The sequence below is a fragment of the Propionibacterium freudenreichii subsp. freudenreichii genome (assembly GCF_000940845.1).
Classification (GTDB): domain Bacteria; phylum Actinomycetota; class Actinomycetes; order Propionibacteriales; family Propionibacteriaceae; genus Propionibacterium; species Propionibacterium freudenreichii.
Genome location: NZ_CP010341.1, coordinates 2,084,300 through 2,103,776, shown reverse-complemented (window position 1 = coordinate 2,103,776; position 19,477 = coordinate 2,084,300). Strand labels below are relative to the sequence as shown.

Annotated in this window: 17 protein-coding genes and 2 pseudogenes; 5 read left to right on the top strand and 14 right to left on the bottom strand. The window is 68.0% G+C overall.

The features are described from left to right. Window positions 1–85 precede the first annotated feature (85 nt). From RM25_RS09205 to RM25_RS09190, 4 genes are all read right to left on the bottom strand, one after another. A complete protein-coding gene (locus RM25_RS09205) occupies window positions 86–559 on the bottom strand; it encodes an FHA domain-containing protein FhaB/FipA (protein WP_013161799.1) in 474 nt (157 codons plus the stop codon). Window positions 560–561: 2 nt separating this feature from the next. Further along, complete coding sequence (locus RM25_RS09200; RefSeq protein ID WP_044636357.1) at window positions 562–1,278, bottom strand: FHA domain-containing protein; 717 nt, start codon at window positions 1,276–1,278, stop codon at window positions 562–564. A 170-nt stretch (window positions 1,279–1,448) separates the two neighbouring features. After that, window positions 1,449–1,877: a thioredoxin gene (trxA, locus tag RM25_RS09195; protein ID WP_013161797.1), complete on the bottom strand. Its 429-nt coding sequence runs from the start codon at window positions 1,875–1,877 to the stop codon at window positions 1,449–1,451. 137 nt (window positions 1,878–2,014) lie between these two features. Then, window positions 2,015–3,751, bottom strand: coding sequence for a glycoside hydrolase family 2 protein (locus RM25_RS09190; RefSeq protein ID WP_048735400.1), 1,737 nt, complete (start codon window positions 3,749–3,751; stop codon window positions 2,015–2,017). A 375-nt stretch (window positions 3,752–4,126) separates the two neighbouring features. Here RM25_RS09190 and RM25_RS09185 point away from each other — a divergent pair, with 375 nt between their 5' ends. Beyond that, window positions 4,127–4,321: a hypothetical protein gene (locus RM25_RS09185; protein ID WP_144406061.1), complete on the top strand. Its 195-nt coding sequence runs from the start codon at window positions 4,127–4,129 to the stop codon at window positions 4,319–4,321. A 204-nt stretch (window positions 4,322–4,525) separates the two neighbouring features. On the opposite strand, the pseudogene RM25_RS09180 reads toward RM25_RS09185, so the two are convergent. Then, window positions 4,526–5,834 (bottom strand): annotated as a pseudogene (locus RM25_RS09180) (ISL3-like element ISPfr8 family transposase). Between the two features lie 221 nt (window positions 5,835–6,055). On the opposite strand from RM25_RS09180, the gene RM25_RS11990 reads away from it, so the two are divergent. Beyond that, the gene (locus tag RM25_RS11990) at window positions 6,056–6,448 is read left to right on the top strand and encodes a hypothetical protein (protein ID WP_129931451.1); all 393 of its coding nucleotides are present in this window, start codon (window positions 6,056–6,058) and stop codon (window positions 6,446–6,448) included. Window positions 6,449–6,543: 95 nt separating this feature from the next. Next, a complete protein-coding gene (locus tag RM25_RS09175) occupies window positions 6,544–7,581 on the top strand; it encodes a hypothetical protein (protein ID WP_158487053.1) in 1,038 nt (345 codons plus the stop codon). Window positions 7,582–7,619: 38 nt separating this feature from the next. Here RM25_RS09175 and RM25_RS09170 read toward each other — a convergent pair whose 3' ends face one another. The 3 genes from RM25_RS09170 to RM25_RS09160 form a co-directional block, all read right to left on the bottom strand. Then, on the bottom strand, window positions 7,620–8,837 hold the full coding sequence (locus RM25_RS09170) for a mannosyltransferase family protein (protein WP_044636355.1): 1,218 nt from the start codon (window positions 8,835–8,837) through the stop codon (window positions 7,620–7,622). A gap of 131 nt (window positions 8,838–8,968) precedes the next feature. Further along, window positions 8,969–11,614 carry a copper-transporting P-type ATPase gene (locus RM25_RS09165; protein ID WP_044636354.1) on the bottom strand — a complete coding sequence of 882 codons (2,646 nt, stop codon included), beginning with the start codon at window positions 11,612–11,614 and terminating at the stop codon, window positions 8,969–8,971. Window positions 11,615–11,727: 113 nt separating this feature from the next. Next, on the bottom strand, window positions 11,728–11,994 hold the full coding sequence (locus tag RM25_RS09160) for an HPr family phosphocarrier protein (protein WP_013161790.1): 267 nt from the start codon (window positions 11,992–11,994) through the stop codon (window positions 11,728–11,730). Window positions 11,995–12,232: 238 nt separating this feature from the next. On the opposite strand from RM25_RS09160, the gene ptsP reads away from it, so the two are divergent. Further along, complete coding sequence (gene ptsP / locus RM25_RS09155) at window positions 12,233–13,978, top strand: phosphoenolpyruvate--protein phosphotransferase (RefSeq protein ID WP_257009020.1); 1,746 nt, start codon at window positions 12,233–12,235, stop codon at window positions 13,976–13,978. Between the two features lie 103 nt (window positions 13,979–14,081). Here the strand turns inward: ptsP and RM25_RS09150 are convergent, their stop codons facing one another. The 6 genes and pseudogenes from RM25_RS09150 to RM25_RS13430 form a co-directional block, all read right to left on the bottom strand. After that, entirely contained in the window at window positions 14,082–14,435 is a 354-nt protein-coding gene (locus tag RM25_RS09150) for an RNA-binding S4 domain-containing protein (RefSeq protein ID WP_013161788.1), read from the bottom strand. 38 nt (window positions 14,436–14,473) lie between these two features. Continuing rightward, window positions 14,474–15,172, bottom strand: a complete 699-nt coding sequence (locus RM25_RS09145; RefSeq protein ID WP_052809175.1) for an NUDIX hydrolase — start codon at window positions 15,170–15,172, stop codon at window positions 14,474–14,476. 85 nt (window positions 15,173–15,257) lie between these two features. After that, window positions 15,258–15,992, bottom strand: a complete 735-nt coding sequence (gene nth / locus RM25_RS09140; protein WP_044636841.1) for an endonuclease III — start codon at window positions 15,990–15,992, stop codon at window positions 15,258–15,260. 25 nt (window positions 15,993–16,017) lie between these two features. Then, a complete protein-coding gene (locus RM25_RS09135) occupies window positions 16,018–16,473 on the bottom strand; it encodes a RidA family protein (protein WP_036942145.1) in 456 nt (151 codons plus the stop codon). Further along, on the bottom strand, window positions 16,470–16,661 hold the full coding sequence (locus tag RM25_RS09130; protein ID WP_044636352.1) for a Sp36 family protein: 192 nt from the start codon (window positions 16,659–16,661) through the stop codon (window positions 16,470–16,472). Before RM25_RS09130 ends, RM25_RS09135 begins: the two co-directional genes overlap by 4 nt. Window positions 16,662–16,737: 76 nt before the next feature. Beyond that, a pseudogene (locus RM25_RS13430) lies at window positions 16,738–17,034 on the bottom strand (WhiB family transcriptional regulator); the annotation flags it as partial. 193 nt (window positions 17,035–17,227) lie between these two features. Here RM25_RS13430 and RM25_RS09120 point away from each other — a divergent pair. Beyond that, window positions 17,228–19,435 (top strand): transglycosylase domain-containing protein, encoded by a 2,208-nt coding sequence (locus RM25_RS09120; protein ID WP_013161782.1) that lies wholly within the window; start codon window positions 17,228–17,230, stop codon window positions 19,433–19,435. The last annotated feature ends 42 nt before the right edge of the window (window positions 19,436–19,477 follow it).

The following is a 19,477-nucleotide window of genomic DNA, read 5'->3' as shown; positions in this document are numbered from 1 at the left end:
GCACCGGGGTCCGGTGTCGCGGTGGAGTGGGCGGAATCCTGGGGATGCGCCGTCGCCGGGGGGCGATGAGCTGGATCAGTCACGCTCAGCGCTCCAGCTTCAGCTGGGTGCGCCCGATGCGGATGACGTCCTTGGCCCCGACCAGCGTGGGCTGCACGATGCGCACGCCGTTCACATAGGTGCCGTTGGTCGACTGCAGGTCCTCGATGACCCAACGGCCGTCGTCCTGGGGGTACAGGCGCGCATGGTGGCTCGACGCATAGTCGTCATCGAGGTCGAAGCCCGAGTCGGTGGCCCTGCCGAGCACCAGGGCCCCGGGCAGGTCGACGCGGGTGCCGGTCTGGTTGCCGGCCACCACCACGAGGTGTTGCAGCTCGCGGCGCTTGGGCTTCTCACGACGCTTGCGGGCAGCCTGCTTCAGGCCGGCGGCAACGATTCCGCCATTCGTGACGGTGCGGCCGATCAGGTCGCCGCGGATGGTGTTGGCCACGAACAGGATGAACAGCCACATCAGCACGAGATAGGCCACCTTGATGGTGGCCAGCAGGATGCCGGTCAAGGTCAGGTCCCCACAGGCGAGTGGACGAGCATCCGCGTGGAGCCCATTTCGATGCGGCTGCCGTCTTCCAGGGGACTGTGGGTGACGCGCTGTCCGTTGACGATGACACCGTTGGTGGAGCCCAGGTCGTCGATGCTGATGAGCAACTCGCCGTCGGCGTTCTCCGACACATTGATGCGCGCGTGCTTGCGTGACACGCCCGGATCGTTGATGCGCAGGTCGGCCTCGGTGCCGCGTCCGATGGTGAATCCCGGCGGCATCAGCGGATGGCGCACCCCGTTCACCTCGAGCACCAGCGGTGCCCGGCGGATCATCGTCGACGATGCCGCCCCGCCGTTCTCGGCGACGGTGGCCACCGAGGCACTGGTGACCTCGAAGCGGCCGGTGGGCAGCGAGTCATCGAGCACATATTCGATGTGGATGGGCCCGTCGAAGACATATCCCCGGTCGGAGGCGTGTTCACGCAGGTCGGGCACGATCTCGGCGTTCAGGGTGCGCGAATAGGGCGCCAGCCGGTCGTAGTCATGGGTGGACAGGTGCACCTGGAAGTCATTGGGCACCAGGCGCTTGTCGCGCGACAGCAGCTTTGCCTCGGAATCGAGCTCACGCTGCAGGCGGGAGGCGATCTCAACGGGTTGCACATCACCCTTGAAGGCGCGCGCAAAGACGCCGTTGACGGTGCTTTCGAGCTTCTTCTCAACCCTGTCAAACAGCCCCACGTGTGCCCCTCCCATCTGGCATCAGTGCACGATCCTAGTGCGCACGGCCTGTCACGACGCAGTCACCGGATCCCTATCGGGAGCCTGCCCGGCGTCTCAAAGCGCTGATCGGATCACACGCTCACTGGTTGATTCTGCCAGTGAACGCCGATCAATGCGCGCCCCCACCCCTACTCCCGCGTGGAGTTCGCCTCAATGTCTGGCTGAGGGTTGTCGTCGCCGGTGCTGTCCCCGGAGGCCTCGCGCTGGGCCCTTTCGGCCTCCAGCGCCGCCTTCACGTCGAGCTTCTCGATCTGCTCGATGAGTTCCTCGAGGGCGGCCCTGGGCAGCGCGCCGGCCTGACTGAAGACGATCGTCTGGTCCTTGAGCGCCATCAGCGTGGGGATTGACGTGATGTTCGCCGCCCCGGCCAGCGACTGCTGGTCCTCGGTGTCGATCTTGCCGAAGACGATGTCGGGATGGTCCTCGCTCACCTGGTCATAGATCGGCCCGAACTGCATGCAAGGGCCACACCACGACGCCCAGAAGTCGAGCAACACGATCTGGTTGCCCTCGATGGTCTCGGTGAAGTTCTGCTCGGTCACCGTCAGCGTTGCCAATGTGTCCTCCTATGAGCGCATGGTCCTCTGGTTGGCGCAGGTGTCCCCGGCGCACGGTGGCCCGCGAACCTGCCCTGGCGGGCTGACGGGGCCAACTCCAGTCATCGAGGCTAGCGCTGCGCGCGAAACGAGCCGTACTACCGCGGTCCGAAGATCGCGCGCAGCTGCTCAGGGTCGAGCTTGGGACGACGCTGTTCGTCGCACAGCCCGTTGACCTCCTGGGCGGTGTCGGTGAGCTGGGTCCAGCAGAACCCGCCCAGCGCATCGCTTGACCGGATGGCGGTCATGATCGCGGCGAGGCGACGACGGAAGCCCCGCGCGGTGCGCACCGACGAATAGCCCCAGCCGCCACCGCGGCGGGCCGCGCCGGGGGCGAAGCGCACGCCGCCACATTCGTCGAGCAGCATCGGTAGCTGGGTGCGTTGTTCGTCGCCCAGCACGATGAAACGAGCCGCCGGGCCCACCTGGTCGCGGGTGCGCAGTCGTTGGACGCCCTTGTGGCGATAGCGGCGACGCAGCACCACGGCGCGGGCCGTGTAGTCGTGGAGGGTGAGCAGGTCGGAGTCGACGTGCTGCCAGCCGTCGTTGGATAGGGCTGGCCGGGTCGGGTCGAGGTGGCGGGTGAGCGTGGCCATCGCCGTGGCGAAGGCGGCCTGTTCGGCGTCGTGGGCGATCCCCGGCACGCCCCACGACTCGTTGATCGGCACCCAGCACACGATGCTCGGGTGGCTGCGGGTGGCCAGCACCGTGTCGCTCCATTCGCGGCGCAACCGGCGGGCCGCGAGCGGGGTGTACTCCATTGCATTGCCGATCTCGGCGAAGACCAGCAGCCCGGCCCGGTCGGCGCGGTACAGCAGGCGGGGATCGGGGGTCTGCTGGTGGATGCGCAGGCCGTTGAAGCCGAGGCCGGCGATCAGGGCGAGCTCGTCGTCCAGGGCCTGCACGTCCGGCGGCGTGTAGAGGCTGTCGGGCCAGTAGCACTGCTCCAGTACCTGGCGCAGGTAGGTCGGTTGGCCGTTGATCTCCAATCGGCGCGTGCCGACGCTGACGTCGCGCATTCCCACGTAGCTCGTCACACGGTCGTCGCCGGCGCTGATGGTGGCGTCGAGCAGTTGGGGGTTGGCGGGCGACCATGCCCAGCGGCGGGCGTGGGGGATGCTCACCCGGATCCGTCCGGCGCGTTCGCGCAGGGTGGCACGGGTGGCGGCGATGGGCTTGCCGCCGAGCCCCAGGGTCACCGTCACGGGCACACCGCGGCGCGGCGCGTGGTTGAGCTCGATCAGTGCGATGGCGGTGCCCTCGCGCAGCGACACCCGCCAACTGAGCTGGCTGATGTGGGTGTCTGGCACCGATTCCAGCCAGACCGGGCGCCAGATGCCGGTGGAGCGTTCGTACCAGATGGCGTGCGGGCGGGGTTGCCAGTCCTGCTTGCCCCGCAGCTGGCTGCGGTCGGTGGGGTCGTCGTGGGCGCGCACCACGATGTGGTGGTCGGGTCCGGGGCCGAGGCAGTCGGTGATGTCCAGGGTGAAGGCGCTCTGGCCGCCCTGGTGGCTGCCGGCCTCCGTGCCGTCCACCCAGACGATGGCGTCATGGTCGACGGCGCCGAAGTGCACCAGCAGCCGCCGGCCGGGGCCATGGCCCAGCGATTCCAGCATGCCGGCGGGAATGGCGATGCGGTACCAGACCACCGGATGGAAGCCGGTGTCGCCGATGCCCGAGGCGCGCGACTCGGGTGGGAACGGCAGCCTGATCGTGCGGTCGAAGGCCTGTGCGTCGCGGCCCTCGCGGAACCATCCCTGGCGCAGGCCGACGTCCTGGTCGTCGTGGGCGAATCCGGCCCGGCCCTCCAGCAGTGCCCAGTGCGGACGCACCATCGTGGGGCGGGGGTGGTCGGCCGGTGGGCGGGAGCCCCGGATGGGGTCGGCTGGTGGGCGGGAGCCCCGGATGGGGTCGGCTGGTGGGCGGGAGCCCCGGATGGGGTCGGCTGGTGGGCGGGAGCCCCGGATTGAATCACCGGGTGGGCGTGAGCCCCGGGGGGTGGCCATGGGACTCCTTCGCGTCGGGTCGGCGGGAACTGGGCTGGCAGGGGTTCGATGGGGGTGCTGATGGGCCTTGCCACGACTGTAGCGAGCGCCCTGCGGGGCACCACCGGAAGTCACATCCCCGGGGAACGGGCCTCACAAGACACGCACAGGCTCCGCGCCAATTCTGGGGCCATGAACACGATGAATGGACCACAGGAAGTGTCGGTGAACAGGCATCCGTGGCGTCGCCGTTTCGTGGCGCTCGGCTCGGCCGCGGCGATCGCACTGGGCGGCATGACATTCGTCTCACCCGCCGAGGCGCAGGCGGCAGGGGTGCAGCGGCCCACCCTGGTGGTGGTGCAACCGAGCACGCCCACGGTCGTGGACGGCGACGCGTCATCGCCGAAGGGCAAGCAGTGACCTGCGGGGCCGGCCGGTGAGCTGACGGCCCGCCCCGGCCGGCCCGCCGGTAGGGGATGTCGATCGCCCGGCAGGCCGGCGCCTGACGTCGGGAATGGTTCGGACGCGAGCCCTCGTGCCCTATTGTCTTTCCCGCGGAGTTCCCCCTTGCGTTGCCGATTGGCGGGTCAGCGCGGCACGCAGCGATGAAGGGGAACTGGCTCTTCACGATTGAGGGTGTAGTTGGGGTCTGAATCCTCCGGCCTCGAGGAGACTGCGGGCAATGTAGTTCGTCAGGTTTCGGAAGCCCAAGGCTGAGCCGCGCAGGTGTTCCAGTCGGCCATTGAGGGCTTCTGTCGGGCCGTTGGAGGTGTGGGGGCGCTCGAAGTAGGCCAGGACGTCTGTGGCGCGCCGCTTGAGGGTGCGCCCCAGGGTGATGATCTCAGCGAGGGCGGCGGGAACGCCGCGGCTGATGACCTCGATGACGTGGGCCAGCTGGGCTCGCCCGGCCTTGGGGTCGGGATCGCGGTAGGCGGCCACGATCTTCTGGTAGATGCCCCAGGTGGCTTCCACCCCGACGTGAGCGTCCTGGGCGAAGACGCCCTCCAGGCGGGTGCGTTGCTTGTCTGTGAGGAGATCCATCCCGGTGTGCAGGGTCTTGCGCACCCCGTACAGGGGATCCCCGGACCGGCCTCGATGTCCGGTGGTGTCTTGCTGGACGCGCTGGCGGCAGTGGTCCAGGGCATCGCCGGCGAGCTGGACGACGTGGAAGGGATCCATGACCTCCACCGCGTCGGGGAGTTCTTCCTTCGCTGCGGTCTTGAACCCGGTGAAGCCGTCCATGGCGACCACCTCAATCCGGTCGCGCCACGCAGGGTCTTGCTGGCTGAGCCACTCCTTGAAGGCCTTCTTGGAGCGGCCCTCCACCATGTCCAACAACCTGGCAGGACCCCTTCCCTCGCGCAGCGGGGTGAGGTCGATGATCACGGTGACGAACTTGTCGCCCCTGCGCGTGTGCCGCCACACGTGCTCGTCCACCCCGATCGTGGTCACACCCTCGAAGCGATGCTCATCGTTGATGAGGACCCTGCGTCCCTCCTCCAGGACGGAGGTGTTGGCGCAGTCCCAGGACACGCCCAGACCCTCAGCGACCCGGGCGACGGTGAGGTGTTGGACGACGATGCCCGCCACGGGCCCAACGCAGTCCGCCCCGGGACAGTTTCGAGCGCGGCTGGGCCGCCCCAGTGGTGTCCTGCCTCCACACACGCCCACACCCCGAACAGCGGTAGCGACGCACTCGCACCACCAGTGTCACCGGTCTCCAGCCCGAGGGCTCGTGGGCGAGGCGACGGACCACGGTGTCGCGGGGGATCCCTTCGCACCCACACTCGCGACACCACCGGTCATCGTCCACCACCCGGCAGGCCACCTCGCAGCGATCCGGGAGGACTCTCTGGCCCACCACCACGAGGCCGAGGTCATCCAGGCGGGCGAACGTGGTCAGATCGGGGGCAGCAAAGGTAGCGTGGGACACGTCGGGGTCTTTCAGATGGGCAGCGTAGGAACTCCCATCATCGGAAGACCCCGACCCTCACACCCACCCCGACACGCCAGCCAGACTCAACCCCCCGCTACACCCCGGATCGCGAAGAGCCGGGGAACTGATCTGTGCTGAATGCTGGCGCCAGCCGCGACGGCCTTGTCGGGAGGATTCCGGCCGGGTGGCGCGAGGCCTCGGGATATGCCGTTGCGGCGGTGCTGGCGGGCCTGGTGGTGGCCCATCTGGCCGAGGCCCTTGAATTGATGCTCTTCGTCAATGCCGATTCCCTGGTGACGGTGCTGATGGCCAGGTCACTGGCCGCCGGCCAGCCCCAGGACTGGGCGATGTCGCCGGTGTTGTTCATTCCGGAGACCGCCGTGTATTTCCTGCTCGCATTGTTCGGGATGGGTGTGCGGGCCACCCTGATGGCTAATGCGGCAGTGAACTCCTGGCCCTGTACGCTGCAATTCGATTTGTCGCCGGAGCAAGGCGCCCCGGTGAATGGCCTGTGCGGCGCTCGTTGGCGGCATTTTCCGGCGTGTGCCTGCTGGCACTTCTGGACGGTGCGGAACGCCGGGGATATCTCCTGGCGTCGGACCTGGCAATGACCACCTATTACTCGGGCACCGTGATCGGCGCGGTGGTAACCCTGGGATTATTGCGCCGGGTGAATACCATGCGGTCGGGTGGCGCCGGTCGGCACGTGATGGGCGCCACCCTGGCCACGGCGGGCGTCGTCGCCTTCTGCACGATGACGAATCCCCTGTATGCCTTGTGGTTCGTCCTTCCGGCGGGCGCCGTGCTGCTCGTCCTGCGGGTGTGCAGTCAGTTGTCGTCACGGGCGTTGTGCCGGGCTGGCCTCGTGTTGTGTGTGGGAACGGCCCTGGGCATGGCATTGCGCATCCCCTTCGCCCACTCGATCGTGGCCACGACGGAGGACTACTGGCATCTGCGGGACATCGGTGCATCGTTGGCCTACCACGCGAGGCAGGTCTCGGACACCCTCGCCACTCGCGCCGGCATTGCGTCATTGTGCATAACCCTTGGAATGTGGATTGCCTCGATCGTCATTGCCCTCGCCGTGGTGCGTCGGGGGAAGGTCGTGCATTCCTTCATTGCCCTGAGTGCCTGCCTGGGCCCCTTCATCGTGGCGGTGGCGGTGATTGTGATGGGCAGTGAGGCCACTCGCTATCTACAACCCTGGGCGTTCCTGCCCTTTCTGGCACTCACTGTCCTGCCGGGGGTTGAATTCGCGGCACGAGGAATATCGCGCCGGATTCTTGCCTGGTTGCCGGCGCGGGAATCTATCGGGACTCTCCGGGCGGCGGGTGTTGTGGGTGCGGCCATATTCCTCGGCGTGGTGTGCGCACTCACCATGCCGAGGATCAATGCGACGGTTTCGGTCGTCGACGCCGATCTGCGCTGTGTCACGGATTGGGTTGATGCTTCCGGACGCACGGGTGCCGGACTGTTCTGGACGATGCGGGCCCCCAAGGCATATGCGGCCGATCCACGCCAGATCGTCCAGGTCGATGACCAGCTCCATGCGGGATCGTGGCTCGCGAATCGCCATGACGCCGTCAACGCACAGGTGACCTTCTTCATCACCGACGCCGATTCCTATCCCTTCTCGTTTCCGGACGCATCCCCTGCCGGAACGATGGATGTCATCTCCTGTGGCCGCTATGCCATTCACGACTTCTATCCGGTGGTGGCGCCGTTGAAACCAGCCGAGCGATGATGCCGTGCGGCGCCAGCCGGTCCATTGGCAGTGCGGCGCTAGCCGGTCCATTCATCGGCCAGCAGCGTCAGGGTGTTGATGGCGGCCGTGGCCGCCATCAACACGAGCGTCGCCCAGCGCAACCAGCGGCGTCGGGTGGACAGTGCGGCGGCCATGGCCAACATCACCGGGAAGCAGTCCAGGCCATTGCGCGGCAGCGACAGCAGCACCGGGCCGCGGCACAGGCTCACCAGCGTGATCGCCACGAACACCAGCCACTCATAGCGCCGCAGTCGCCAACACCACCACAGCGTGGCGAGGAAGATTGCCAGGAAGACGAACTCCAACACCTGCTGGTAGCCGATGAACCATTCGGCCGAGACGATGTGCCGGACGCTGTTGACCACCACGTCCCAGATCGGTGCCGAGCCACGTCCCCAACCCTCGGCCTGCACGTGCAGCCAGTAGAGGGGATCGCCGGTGCGGGCCCACAGATAGCCCAGGTAGCCCAGCGGGGCGCACAGCGGGATGGCCAGGGTGAGCACGCGCCACCATGACCGGTTCGGGTGCGGCCAGCCCTGTCGCAGCATCATCACCAGCAGCATCGGCAACAGGAACACGCCATTGACGCGCACCAGTCCCGCCGCCGTCGCCGCGACGAGCGACCAGTTCCACCGGCGGTGCATCGCCAGGTACCAGCAGGCCAGGGCGCAGGTGGTGAACAGGCCCTCGGTGTAGGGGGCCATCAGGAACACCGAATAGGGCCCCAGCAGGAAGACCCCGGCCGCTGCATGGGGACGCACCCGTCCGCCCGCGAACTCACCGGAGGTGAGGTACTCCCGGGTGATGCGCACGAGCAGCACCCCGGCCGCCAACGCTGCCAGCCAGGAGACGATCGTGCCCGCCACGACGGCCGCGGCGATCGACGGATGCGCCCCGCCCCACAACGACGCAAGCGCCCGGGTGAGCAGGGGAAAGCCGGGGAAGAAGGCCTCATCGTGGGCGGGATGGCCACTGTCGAAGGCGAAATAGCCCTCCGAGGCGATGCGCATCAGGTGCCCGGCGTCGAAGCGCTGATAGGCGTCGACGGGCCACGGCAATCCGGTCTGGCGGGGCGTGGCATGTCCGGTCCAGCCCAGGATGAGCGCCGCCAGCAGGTAGACGGCCCGGGAGGCCACCCACCAGGTGCCGGCGATGCGCAGGTCGCGACGCCATCCGCCCGTCGGATGTGCGGCGCCGGGGGCCGTGGTGGCCGGTGTGGGCGTCGACGCTGTCATGGCTGGAACTTCCGGTGGGCGACAAAGGGCCCGCCCATCATGTCACCGTGGGTGGCAGGGATGGGCGGGCCGATCGTCAGTTCAGTGGTCAACCGATCACCGCGGGCGCCGGGGTCATAACCGGGCCGGGGTCACAAGCGGACGGCGCGCAGGCGCAGCGAGTTGCCGATCACGCTCACCGAACTGAGCGCCATGGCAGCGGCCGAGAACATCGGCGAGAGCAGCCATCCGAACGCGGGGTACAGCACGCCGGCGGCCAGGGGAATGCCGGCGGTGTTGTAGACCAGCGCGAACAGCAGGTTCTGCCGGATGGTGCGCATCGTGGCATTCGAGATGTGGCAGGCGCGCACGATCCCGTCGAGGTCGCCGCCGATCAACGTGATGCCGGCGCTCTCGATGGCCACGTCAGTGCCGCCACCCATGGCGATGCCGACGTCTGCGGCAGCAAGCGCGGGGGCGTCATTGATGCCGTCGCCGGCCATCGCCACCACGCCACCGGCCGCCTTCAGCTGGTTGATCACCTGCACCTTGCCGTCGGGCATCACCCCGGCATGCACCTCATCGATGCCCAACTCATCGGCCACCGCACGGGCGGTTGCCTCGGCGTCACCGGTGACCATCACCGGATGCACCCCGGCATCCACGAGCGCTGCCAGCGCCTTGCGGCTGGTGGGCTTGAGCGGATCCTCGATGGCCAGCACGGCGGCCGGCTTGTCATCGACGCTCACGAACACCGCGGTCGCACCGCGCGTCCGCATGCTCGCGGCGGCGGCCGTGAGCTCCTCGTTGGGGCGGGCGTGCTCCTCGTTGCCGATGCACACATGGTGCCCCTCGACGGTGCCGTTGATGCCCGCGCCGCTCGTGGCGTGGAAGTCCGACACATCGGGGACGGTCAACGTGCGGGTGGCGGCGGCCTCCAACACGGCACGCGCCAGGGGATGCTCCGAACCCTTCTCGGCGCCGGCCGCCAGGCGCAGCACCTCGGACTGGTCGTGATCGGCGGTGGTCTCCACCTGCGTCACGGTGGGATGCCCCATCGTGAGCGTGCCGGTCTTGTCGACCACCAAGGTGTTCACCTTGGACAGTTCCTCGAGCGCCTCGGCGTCGCGGATGAGCACGCCGGCAGTGGCGGCGCGTCCCACGCCCACCATGACCGCCATCGGGGTGGCCAGCCCCAGGGCACAGGGGCAGGCGATGATGAGCACCGAGACCGCCACGACGATCGCATGGGGCAGGCGGGGTGCGGGCCCGACGAGCATCCACACGATGAAGGCGATCACGGCCAGGCCGAGCACGATCGGGACGAACCAGGCCGCCACCTTGTCCACCAGCCCCTGGATGGGGGCACGGGAACGCTGCGCGCTGGAGACCAGCGCGATGATGCCGGACAACACCGAATCATGGCCGAGCTTGTCGGCCTTCACCACCAGGCTGCCCTGGGTGTTCAGGGTTCCGCCGATCACCCGGTCGCCCACGTGGCGGGCCACGGGCATCGGCTCCCCGGTGACCATCGACTCATCGATGTGGGAGGCGCCGTCGGTGACCACGCCATCGACCGGAACCTTCTCGCCGGGATGCACACGCACCCGGTCACCGACCTGCAGCGTGTCGACGGCGACCTCATGCTCGGTGCCGTCGGGCATCACCAGCCGGGCCTTCTTGGGGGCCAGGTCGAGCAGGGCGCGGATCGATCCGGAGGTGCGGGCCCTGGCGCTGAGTTCGATCACCTGTCCCAGCAGCACCAGCACGGTGATCATCGCGGCCGCCTCGAAGTACGGCTCCACGGTGCCCTGGGCGGTGCGCATCGTCTGCGGGAACACGCCGGGCGCGATCGTGGCGATCAACGAGTAGACATAGGCCACGCCGGTGCCCATCGAGATGAGCGTGAACATGTTGAGCTTGCCGGTGCGCCATGAGATCGCGCCGCGCACGAAGAAGGGCCAGCCGGCCCACAACACCACGGGGGTGGCGAGCACCAGCTCGAGCCAGGCGGCAAGCTGGTCGCCCACGGCGTCCATGAAGCCACCGAACAGCGGGCGGACCATCGACAGCACCAGGATCGGCACGGTGATCACCACGCCCGCCCAGAAACGGCGGCGCATGTCGGTGAGTTCGGGGTTGGTGCCGGTCCTGGCGGTGGTCACCACGGGTTCCAGTGCCATGCCGCAGATGGGGCAGGCCCCGGGATGGTCGACACGCACCTCGGGGTGCATCGGGCAGGTGTACCAGGTGACGCCGGAGGCGTCGGCCTGATCCGACGGCGCGCCCGGCGCGGGTGTCCCGTGACCCTGCATGTCGTGGCCGTGCATGTCGTGGCCCTGCATGTCGTGACCAGGGGTGGTGTGGTCATGCTTCGGCGTCGTGCCGGATGCCATGGTTGCGGCAGGCGTCGCATGATCGGTGGTCATCGCCATCGGGTGGTTGCCCTGCGTGGACGACGAATCAGCGGGGTGCGACGGGCCAGCGGAGTGGTCCATCTGCATCGGGGCGTGACCATCTGATGCGCCAGCCACCTCGTCGGCGGGCACCAGGTTCATGCCGCAGATCGGGCAGCGTCCCGGCGTGGCCTCGCGGATCTGGGGGTGCATGGGGCAGGTGTAGACCGCGTGCGCCTGCGGGGCGGGCGAACCGCCCTGCTCGTCGGCGGGCACCAGGTTCATGCCACAGATCGGACAACGCCCCGGCGAGCCCTCACGCACCTCCGGGTGCATCGGGCAGGTGTAGACCACGCCGGAGCCCGTGCCCGGCGTGATCGTGGGATGTGACGCTTCACTCATAGAAACTCCTCACCTGATGTATACCCCCGGGGGGTATCAGGATCAAGGCGTTACCGTGCGTGGGGCGTTCCCGGGAGCGGTCGCGGCCGGCTTGGGCCGGCGACCGCGCAGGGTCACTCCTTGTCGAGGTCCGATGCGATGAGCGTCGCCAATTCGTCCACGGCGGTGGCGTCATCGGACTCGATGTTCACCGTGTCGCCCTTCTTGGCGCCCAGGGTCATGATCATCAGCGGGGAGGCCGCATCGACGGGTTCCTCGGTGCTGCCGACCTTCGACAGCAGGATGTCGTCGTCGTATTCGCCGGCCTTGTCGGCGATGATCGCGGCAGGACGCGCGTGCAGACCGATTGCGGAGCCGACGACTGCTTGCTTGCTGGCCATGTTCTTCTCCTCATATCCGCCACGGGGCGCTGGCTCCGGGCTGATCGACGACGGGGACGGGCGCGTCCCCGCAGGCCCCGTGATGGGCCCTCGTTCACCCTTAATACTCACACACTCGCGGGCCCTGCGAGGGGCTTCACAGCACTGTCGACGCGGATTTGGCAGACGCGGTTCGCCGGGGCGTCGCACGTGGAACACTGGGTAATCGACCATTCAGCGTTGAAGGGGGAGCGCCCCAATGTCTCCAGCAAATCCGGCTCCAGCAAGCCCGGCTTCAGCAAGCACTGTCCCATCGGCTGCGTCGTCGGGCGCCGCACTCGTGGTCACTGGCACCGGCGTGGTGGCCGGGGTGGCCTATGCGCCGGTGAACCGCGTGCAGCCGCGTCCACAGCTGCCCAGCGGCGGCACCATCGCCGAATCCGAGCAGGACCAGGCCGTCAATGCCTTCGCCGATGCGGTGGTCGCCGTGCAGAATGTGCTGCTTGACAAGGCCGAACACGTCACCGGGCATGCCCGGGAGGTGCTCAATGCCACCGCCCAGCTGGTTGCCGATCGTGGCCTCACCCGGGCGGTGAAGAAGCTCATCAAGCATGGCGATTCAGCCGAATGGGCCGTGGTGCAGGCCACGGACAACCTGGTGGCACAGTTCGATCGGCTGGGCGGGCTCTACGCCGAGCGCACCACCGACCTGCGTGATATCCGCGATCGCCTGGTGGCCGAGCTGCGCGGGGAACCGGAGCCGGGCGTGCCGCGTCCCAAGAGCCCGGTGGTGCTGTTCGCCGAGGACCTCGCCCCGGCCGACACCGCGGGGCTGGACCCCGAGCTGACCGTGGGCCTGGTCACCGAGGCCGGCGGCAAGACGAGCCACACCGCGATCATTGCCCGCCAGCTGGGCATCCCCTGCATCGTCGGTACCGGCGTGGCGCTGCGCGAGATCAAGAACGACACCACGGTGCTGGTCGACGGGGCCGCGGGCACCGTGGTCGCCAACCCCGACCCGGAGCAGGCCATGGCCGCGGTGGCCGAGTCGAACGCCTATTTCAACCGGGTTCGCGAATGGCGGGGCCCGGGGCGCACGAGCGACGACTACGCGGTGCAGCTGCTGGCCAATGTGGGTGACGGCAATGCCGCCGGCAAGGCGGCCGCGGGCGAGTCGGAGGGCATCGGGCTGTTCCGCACCGAGCTGGCCTTCCTCAGCGCCCCCGAGGAACCGTCGGTGGCCGAGCAGGCCGAGATCTACCGTTCGGTGCTCGAGCCCTATGCCGGGCGTGGCGGACGCACCCATGTGGTGATCCGCACGCTGGACGCCGGCTCCGACAAGCCGCTGGCCTTCGCCAATTTCGACGCCGAGGCGAATCCGGCGCTCGGGGTGCGCGGACTGCGGTTGGCCGCCGACAACCCCGGGCTGCTCATCCACCAATTGGATGCCATCGCCGAGGCACGCAAGGGCATTGACGTCGATGTGTGGGTGATGGCTCCGATGGTGGCCACCGTGGGCGAGGCCCGCAGCTTCGCGGCGAAGTGCCGCGATCGCGGGCTGTGGCCGGGCGTCATGGTGGAGGTGCCGGCGGTGGCCCTGAAGGCCGAGCAGGTGCTGGCCGAGGTGGAGTTCTTCAGTATCGGCACCAACGACCTGACGCAGTACGCGATGGCCTCGGATCGGTTGTCGTCCAAGCTGGTCGACCTGAACGATCCCTGGCAGCCGGCGGTGCTCTCACTGATCCAGATGGCCGGCCATGCCGGGATCAAGCGCCACAAGCCGGTGGGGGTGTGCGGCGAGGCCGCCGCCGATCCGTTGCTGGCCTGCGTGCTGGCCGGGTTGGGCATCACCTCGCTGTCGATGGCCGCCACCGCACTGCCCGCCGTGGGCGTGCAACTCGGCGATGTGACGATCGAACAATGCCGACAGGCCGCCGAGGCCGCCGTCCAGGCACCCGATGCCGTGGCTGCGAAGGCCAGGGCCACGGCCCTGCTGAAGAAGTAGGGCGCGACGGCCCTGCTCACGGGATGGGGCGCGACGGGGGCGTCCAAGCAAGAGGGCGCCACGGCCTGGTCAGGAAGCGGGGCGCCTGGACCGGGGCAACGGCTCAGTAGCCGCGCAACTTCTCGATCTCGCGGCGTTCCTTCTTGGTGGGCCGTCCGGTGCCGGGATCGCGTCGGGCGACCGGCGCGGACAGCCAGGCGGGCTTGGCCGGTGACAGGTCACGGTAGGCCGTCACGGCCACCTTGGCCCCGACGCGCTTGTTGAGCAGGGTCAACACCTCGAAGCGACGGTCCCAGCCGGGCCGGCGCACGGTGATGATGTCCCCGGGGCTCACCTGTTGGGACGGCTTGACGGGCGCGTCGTTGTAGCGGATGTGGCCGCCCTTGACGGCCTGGGTGGCCATGGAGCGCGTCTTGAACAGGCGCACGCTCCACAGCCAGACATCGATTCGGGTCATCGTTCGCCTCCCGGTGCCTTCCAGTATGGCCGATGCACTCAGGGCGCGTCCGGGTCGAACACCTCGGAGCGGAAGCGCTGGGGCACCGGCACGACGCGGTCGTGGTGCCAGGGCTTCTCCCACCCACCCAGGCGCAACAGGATGTCGGTGACCAGCCCGGTGAAGCCCCACAGGAAGAGGTCGTCGAACTGCCAGGCCGGCCCGATGATGCTGTCGGGGCGCAGTTGGGCGTTCACCCGATGGCTGGGGTCGGCCAGCTTGCTCACCGGCCAGCGCTGGATGCTGGCCACCTCGCTGGGGCTGGCCACCAGGCTGTTATCGGGACGCCACCAGCCGACCACCGGTGCCACCACGGAGTGGCTCACCGGGATCTCCGCCGACGGCAGGGTGCCCAGGATGTTGACCTCGGCCCGATCAAGGCCGACCTCCTCGCGCGCCTCGCGCAGGGCGGTGTCGATCAGGTTGTCGTCGTAGGCCTCCGCATGGCCGCCGGGGAAGGAGATCTGCCCCGAATGATGGCGCAGGTTGCGGGCGCGCACCGTGAACAGCACGGAGGGATCGGGTCCGTCGGACAGCAGGATCAGCACTGCCGAACTGCTGTCGTCGGGCTGGGGGTGCTGCAGGCGCGACAGGGCCGCGGGGTCGGGGCTGGTCAGCGCCGTCTGCAGCCCCCGCAACGACGAGGGAACGGCCAGGGGGGAAGGGATCGTGGGGGGATTGGTCTGGCCGGTGGTCATCGTTCTCTCTTCTCAGGGCGTGCCTGCGGCACGCATCGTGTCGGGCGCACAACGGTCCGTGCCCGGTGGAATGCCTCACCTGCGGTCACGGCGAGCGCACGAGCCTTTCGGCCTCGTCGGGATCGGTGGCTCCGATGCCGAAGCTGGGGCACAGTCCGGCCACCGGGCAGGCTCCGCAGGCCGCCTTCTTGGCGTGGCAGCGCGCCCGGCCGTGGAAGATCAGGGTGTCCGACAGCAGTGTCCACACCGATTCGTCGAACAGGGCACTCACATCGCGCTCCACGACGAGTGGCTTGGTCGAGTTGGTAAATCCCAGCCGTTTGCTCACCCGCAACACATGGGTATCGGTGGTGACACCGGGAATGCCGAAGGCATGGCCGCGCACCACCTGGGCGGTCTTGCGTCCCACGCCGGGCAGCGACGTGAGCTGATCGATCTCGCGGGGGACCACCCCGTGGAAGTTCTCGGTGAGCGCCTGCCCGATGCCCACGATGGCCGTTGCCTTGTTGTGGAAGAAGCCGGTGGGCCGGATGATCCGCTCCACCTCGGGCAGCGAGGCGGCACCCAGTGCGGCAGCGTCGGGGTAGCGGTCGAACAGGATCGGGGTCACCTTATTAACGCCCTTGTCGGTGGTCTGGGCCGACAACACCGTGGCCACCAGCAGCTCGAAGGGGTCGTGGAAGGTCAGCGCGCAGCGGGCGTCGGGATAGGTCTGGTGCAGGATCTGGAAGATCTCGTGGGCCGCGGCCACCTTACCGGTTTCGCGGTCAGACCCGGCGGCAGATTTCCCGGCGCCCGTCGATGCGTTGTGTTCGTTCATCGTGTTCCCACTGGCCATGGCCGTGTCACAGGCTCGCGACCAACTCCACCTCGACGCAGGCGTTCTTGGGCAGCACCGCCACACCGACCGCGCTGCGCACATGACGTCCCTGCTCGTCGAAGATCTCGGCCAGCAGGTCGGATGCCCCATTGGCCACCGCGGCCTGTTCGGTGAACCCGTCGGAGCTGGCCACGAACACCATCACGCGGACGATCCCGGTGATCGCATCGATGCCCCCGGCGATGTCGGCCACTGCCGCCAACGCATTGAGGCAGGCCACGCGCGCCGCGGCCGTGGCGGCCTTCTCGTCGATCGGACCACCCACCAGCCCGGTGGTCAGGCGACCATCGTGCAGGGGGAGCTGGCCCGAGGTGTACACCAGATCACCCACACGCAGCGCCGGCAGGTAGGAGCCCACCGGCGTGGCCACGTCGGGCAAGGAGATGCCCAGGGCCTTCAACTTGTCACTGGGCTTGCTCATGGCCTGGCCTCCCGCTTGAAATATCCGACCAACGAATCGGCGTTCGGTCCCGGAACCACCTGGACGAGCTCCCAGCCGTCAGCTCCGAAATTGTTGAGGATCTGTTGGCTCACGTGGCTGAGGATCGGTGCGGTGAGATATTCCCATCGCACCTGGTGCCCCTCGGGGCGTGCTCCGTCATTGCTCATGGGTAGCCTCTCCCGCGCCCTGGCGCGGATCGTGGATGGGCTCAAGCGGCAGTCCGAAGCGTCGTCGAGCCGGATGGGTTGCGGCGCGTAGTCGTGAGGACTGTGCGTCGGATTGCTGCGTGAGCACTGCTGCCCACGATTTCACCTCGGGACGCTGGCGCAACAGCTGGCGCCGCTCCCGCTCGGTCATGCCGCCCCACACGCCCCACTCAATGCGGTGGTCGAGTGCTTCGGCAAGGCACTGTGCGCGCACGGGACAACCCATGCACACGGTCTTCGCCCGCTTCTGGTCCCGACCCTCCGGGAACAGGGCATCGTTCATGCCTCGGCATCTTGCCTGCAGCGGCCAGTCCTCAACATCAGTAACAGCCATCGGGCGCCCCCCTTTTCGCGCGATACCTGAATCCGCCAAAAATACACCTGAGACCTACACTCAGTGAACCCCCTCGTTGCTCTCATCCGTTGAGATCCCCGGACTGCAACGGTGCTCGTCCGGAGCCAGCCATGGGCGACTCACAGCTGGTGCAACGCGTCCATTGTCCCGGTTGCCGGTTAGGCTGGCAAGCATGAGTTCTCGGCAGGGTGATTCTCGGCTGTATTCGTTCGTGATTCTGGCCGTGCTCAGCGTCACCTGCGGCGTGTTCATTGCCGGCATGGGCATCCCCTTTGCCGCGCTGGCGAGCGACGCCGCGGGGTCGGCGTCGAGCAGCCTGAACAACGTGACCACCCAGCTGACGATTCCGCACCAGGCAGAAAACTCGCAGATCCTGTTGGCCAATGGCGACGTGCTGGCGAGCTTCTTCGACCAGAACCGCGAGCCGGTGGGCCTAGACCAGATCTCCCCGCAGATGCAGAAGGCGCAGATGGCCATCGAGGACCATCGCTTCTACGACCACGGTGCGGTGGACGCCCAGGGCATCCTGCGCGCCGCCCTGGGCCAGGTGGTCGGCAACAGTGGTGGTGGTTCCACGCTCACCCAGCAGTATGTGAAGCAGGTGCGCATCCAGATCGCCCAGGACAATGGCGACACGAAGGCCGAGCAGGAGGCCCAGGCCCCCACGATGAGCCGCAAGATCCTGGAGATGCGCTACGCAGTGGCCCTGGAACAGGAGCTCACCAAGCAGAAGGGCAGCCTGAAGGCCGCCAAGGACGCCATCCTGGAGAACTACCTCAACATCGCCTACTACGGCGACGGTGCCTATGGCGTGCAGGCGGCCGCCAAGCACTACTTCGGGGTGGACGCCAAGGACCTCGACCTCGAGCAGTCCGCGATGCTCGCCGGCCTGGTGCAGAGCCCCAGCGACACCGACCCCGTGAACCATCCCGACGCGGCCATCGCCCGTCGCAATGTGGTGTTGGAGCAGATGCTCAAGTGGGACCAGGAGGGCACCTGGTTCACCGGATTACCCCAGCTGACCTCCGACCAGGTGCAGCAGGCCAAGGACACCGGATTCGACCAGTCGAAGGTCACCGAGAACTATTCGGGCTGCGCCTCGTCGAAGTATCCGTTCATCTGCCAGTACACCGAGAACGTGCTGCTGTCGGACCAGATGAGTTCGCTGGGTGCCGACCGTGATGCCCGCAAGCGCGCCCTGTACCGCGGCGGGCTCAAGATCCAGACCGTCGTCGAGCCGGACGCCCAGGACGCGGCCCAGTCGGCGATCACCGCCCTGGTCAAGCCGACCGACCCGGTGGTCTCCGTGGCGGTGATGACCGATCCCAAGACCGGCCTCATCAAGGCCATGGCCCAGAGCAAGCCGGTGATGGGCACCAACACCGATGCCGGCGAGACCTACTACAACTACGCGGTGGGCCAGGACATGGGTGGCGCCGAGGGCTACCAGGCAGGCTCCACCTTCAAGGCCTTCGTGGCCGCGGCGGCGATCAGTGAGGGCTTCATCCCCTCGCAGACCTACTACAACGCGCCGGCCACGAAGAACTGGGAGGGCACCACCTTCAAGAACTGCGACGGCAACTTCGTCTTCAAGTCGGGTGACGGCCAGGGCTGGACCGTGTCGAACTCGTGGAAGACCGGCAACATGAACATGCTCACCGGCATGGGGGCCTCGGTGAACAACTACTTCGTGGCCCTGGAGCGTGACGCGGGCATCTGCTCGTCGATCAAGATGGCCGAGACGGTGGGCATGCAGCTGGCCGACTCGAACACGCCCATGGAGAACTACCAGAACGTGCCCTCGTTCACGCTGGGCGCCCTGAACGTGACGCCGATCTCGATGGCCGAGGCCTATGCCACCTTCGCCAACCGGGGCATCCACTGCGACCCCGTGATCCTGGCGTCCGCCAAGACCGCTGACGGGAACAGCCTGCCGGTGCCCCCGGGCAACTGCAAGCAGGTGATCGACCCGACGGTGGCCGACGGCGTCAACCTGGTGATGCAACAGGTGCTGAAGACCGGTGGCACCGGCGTGGCCAGCAAGGTGCCCGGCAACTACGACCAGGCCGGCAAGACCGGTACCGCAGGTAGCACCGAGACCGAGTCGGCCGTGTGGTTCAACGCCTACACCCCCGAGCTCGAGGGCGTGGCGATGATCTCGGTTGATCCGGGCAACACCTACTGGACCGGTCGCCAGCAGACCCTCACCGGACTGCGCACCGGCAGCGGCGCCGTCCTGTCGGGCAACTCCACCACCGAGTCCGGTGGTATCTGGAAGGCGATGATGTCGGCGCAGCTGCCGAAGACGCCCGCCACCCAGTTCGCGCCCTACACCCCGACCACCACTTCGATGCCCGCCGCCTACACAGGACGCTCATGACGCAGAAACCATCACCCACCGGGTCGGCCGTGACCCACCACA

Bases quoted from the DNA above. Each gene is read 5' to 3' on its own strand.
- RM25_RS09130 (WP_044636352.1), bottom strand. From the start codon at position 16,661: ATGAGCAATGACGGAGCACGCCCCGAGGGGCACCAGGTGCGATGGGAA.
- RM25_RS09160 (WP_013161790.1), bottom strand. From the start codon at position 11,994: ATGGCCAGCAAGCAAGCAGTCGTCGGCTCCGCAATCGGTCTGCACGCG.
- RM25_RS09145 (WP_052809175.1), bottom strand. From the start codon at position 15,172: ATGACCACCGGCCAGACCAATCCCCCCACGATCCCTTCCCCCCTGGCC.
- RM25_RS09120 (WP_013161782.1), top strand. From the start codon at position 17,228: ATGAGTTCTCGGCAGGGTGATTCTCGGCTGTATTCGTTCGTGATTCTG.
- RM25_RS09135 (WP_036942145.1), bottom strand. From the start codon at position 16,473: ATGAGCAAGCCCAGTGACAAGTTGAAGGCCCTGGGCATCTCCTTGCCC.
- ptsP (WP_257009020.1), top strand. From the start codon at position 12,233: ATGTCTCCAGCAAATCCGGCTCCAGCAAGCCCGGCTTCAGCAAGCACT.
- RM25_RS09170 (WP_044636355.1), bottom strand. From the start codon at position 8,837: ATGACAGCGTCGACGCCCACACCGGCCACCACGGCCCCCGGCGCCGCA.
- RM25_RS09150 (WP_013161788.1), bottom strand. From the start codon at position 14,435: ATGACCCGAATCGATGTCTGGCTGTGGAGCGTGCGCCTGTTCAAGACG.
- RM25_RS09190 (WP_048735400.1), bottom strand. From the start codon at position 3,751: ATGGTGCGTCCGCACTGGGCACTGCTGGAGGGCCGGGCCGGATTCGCC.
- RM25_RS09165 (WP_044636354.1), bottom strand. From the start codon at position 11,614: ATGAGTGAAGCGTCACATCCCACGATCACGCCGGGCACGGGCTCCGGC.
- nth (WP_044636841.1), bottom strand. From the start codon at position 15,992: ATGAACGAACACAACGCATCGACGGGCGCCGGGAAATCTGCCGCCGGG.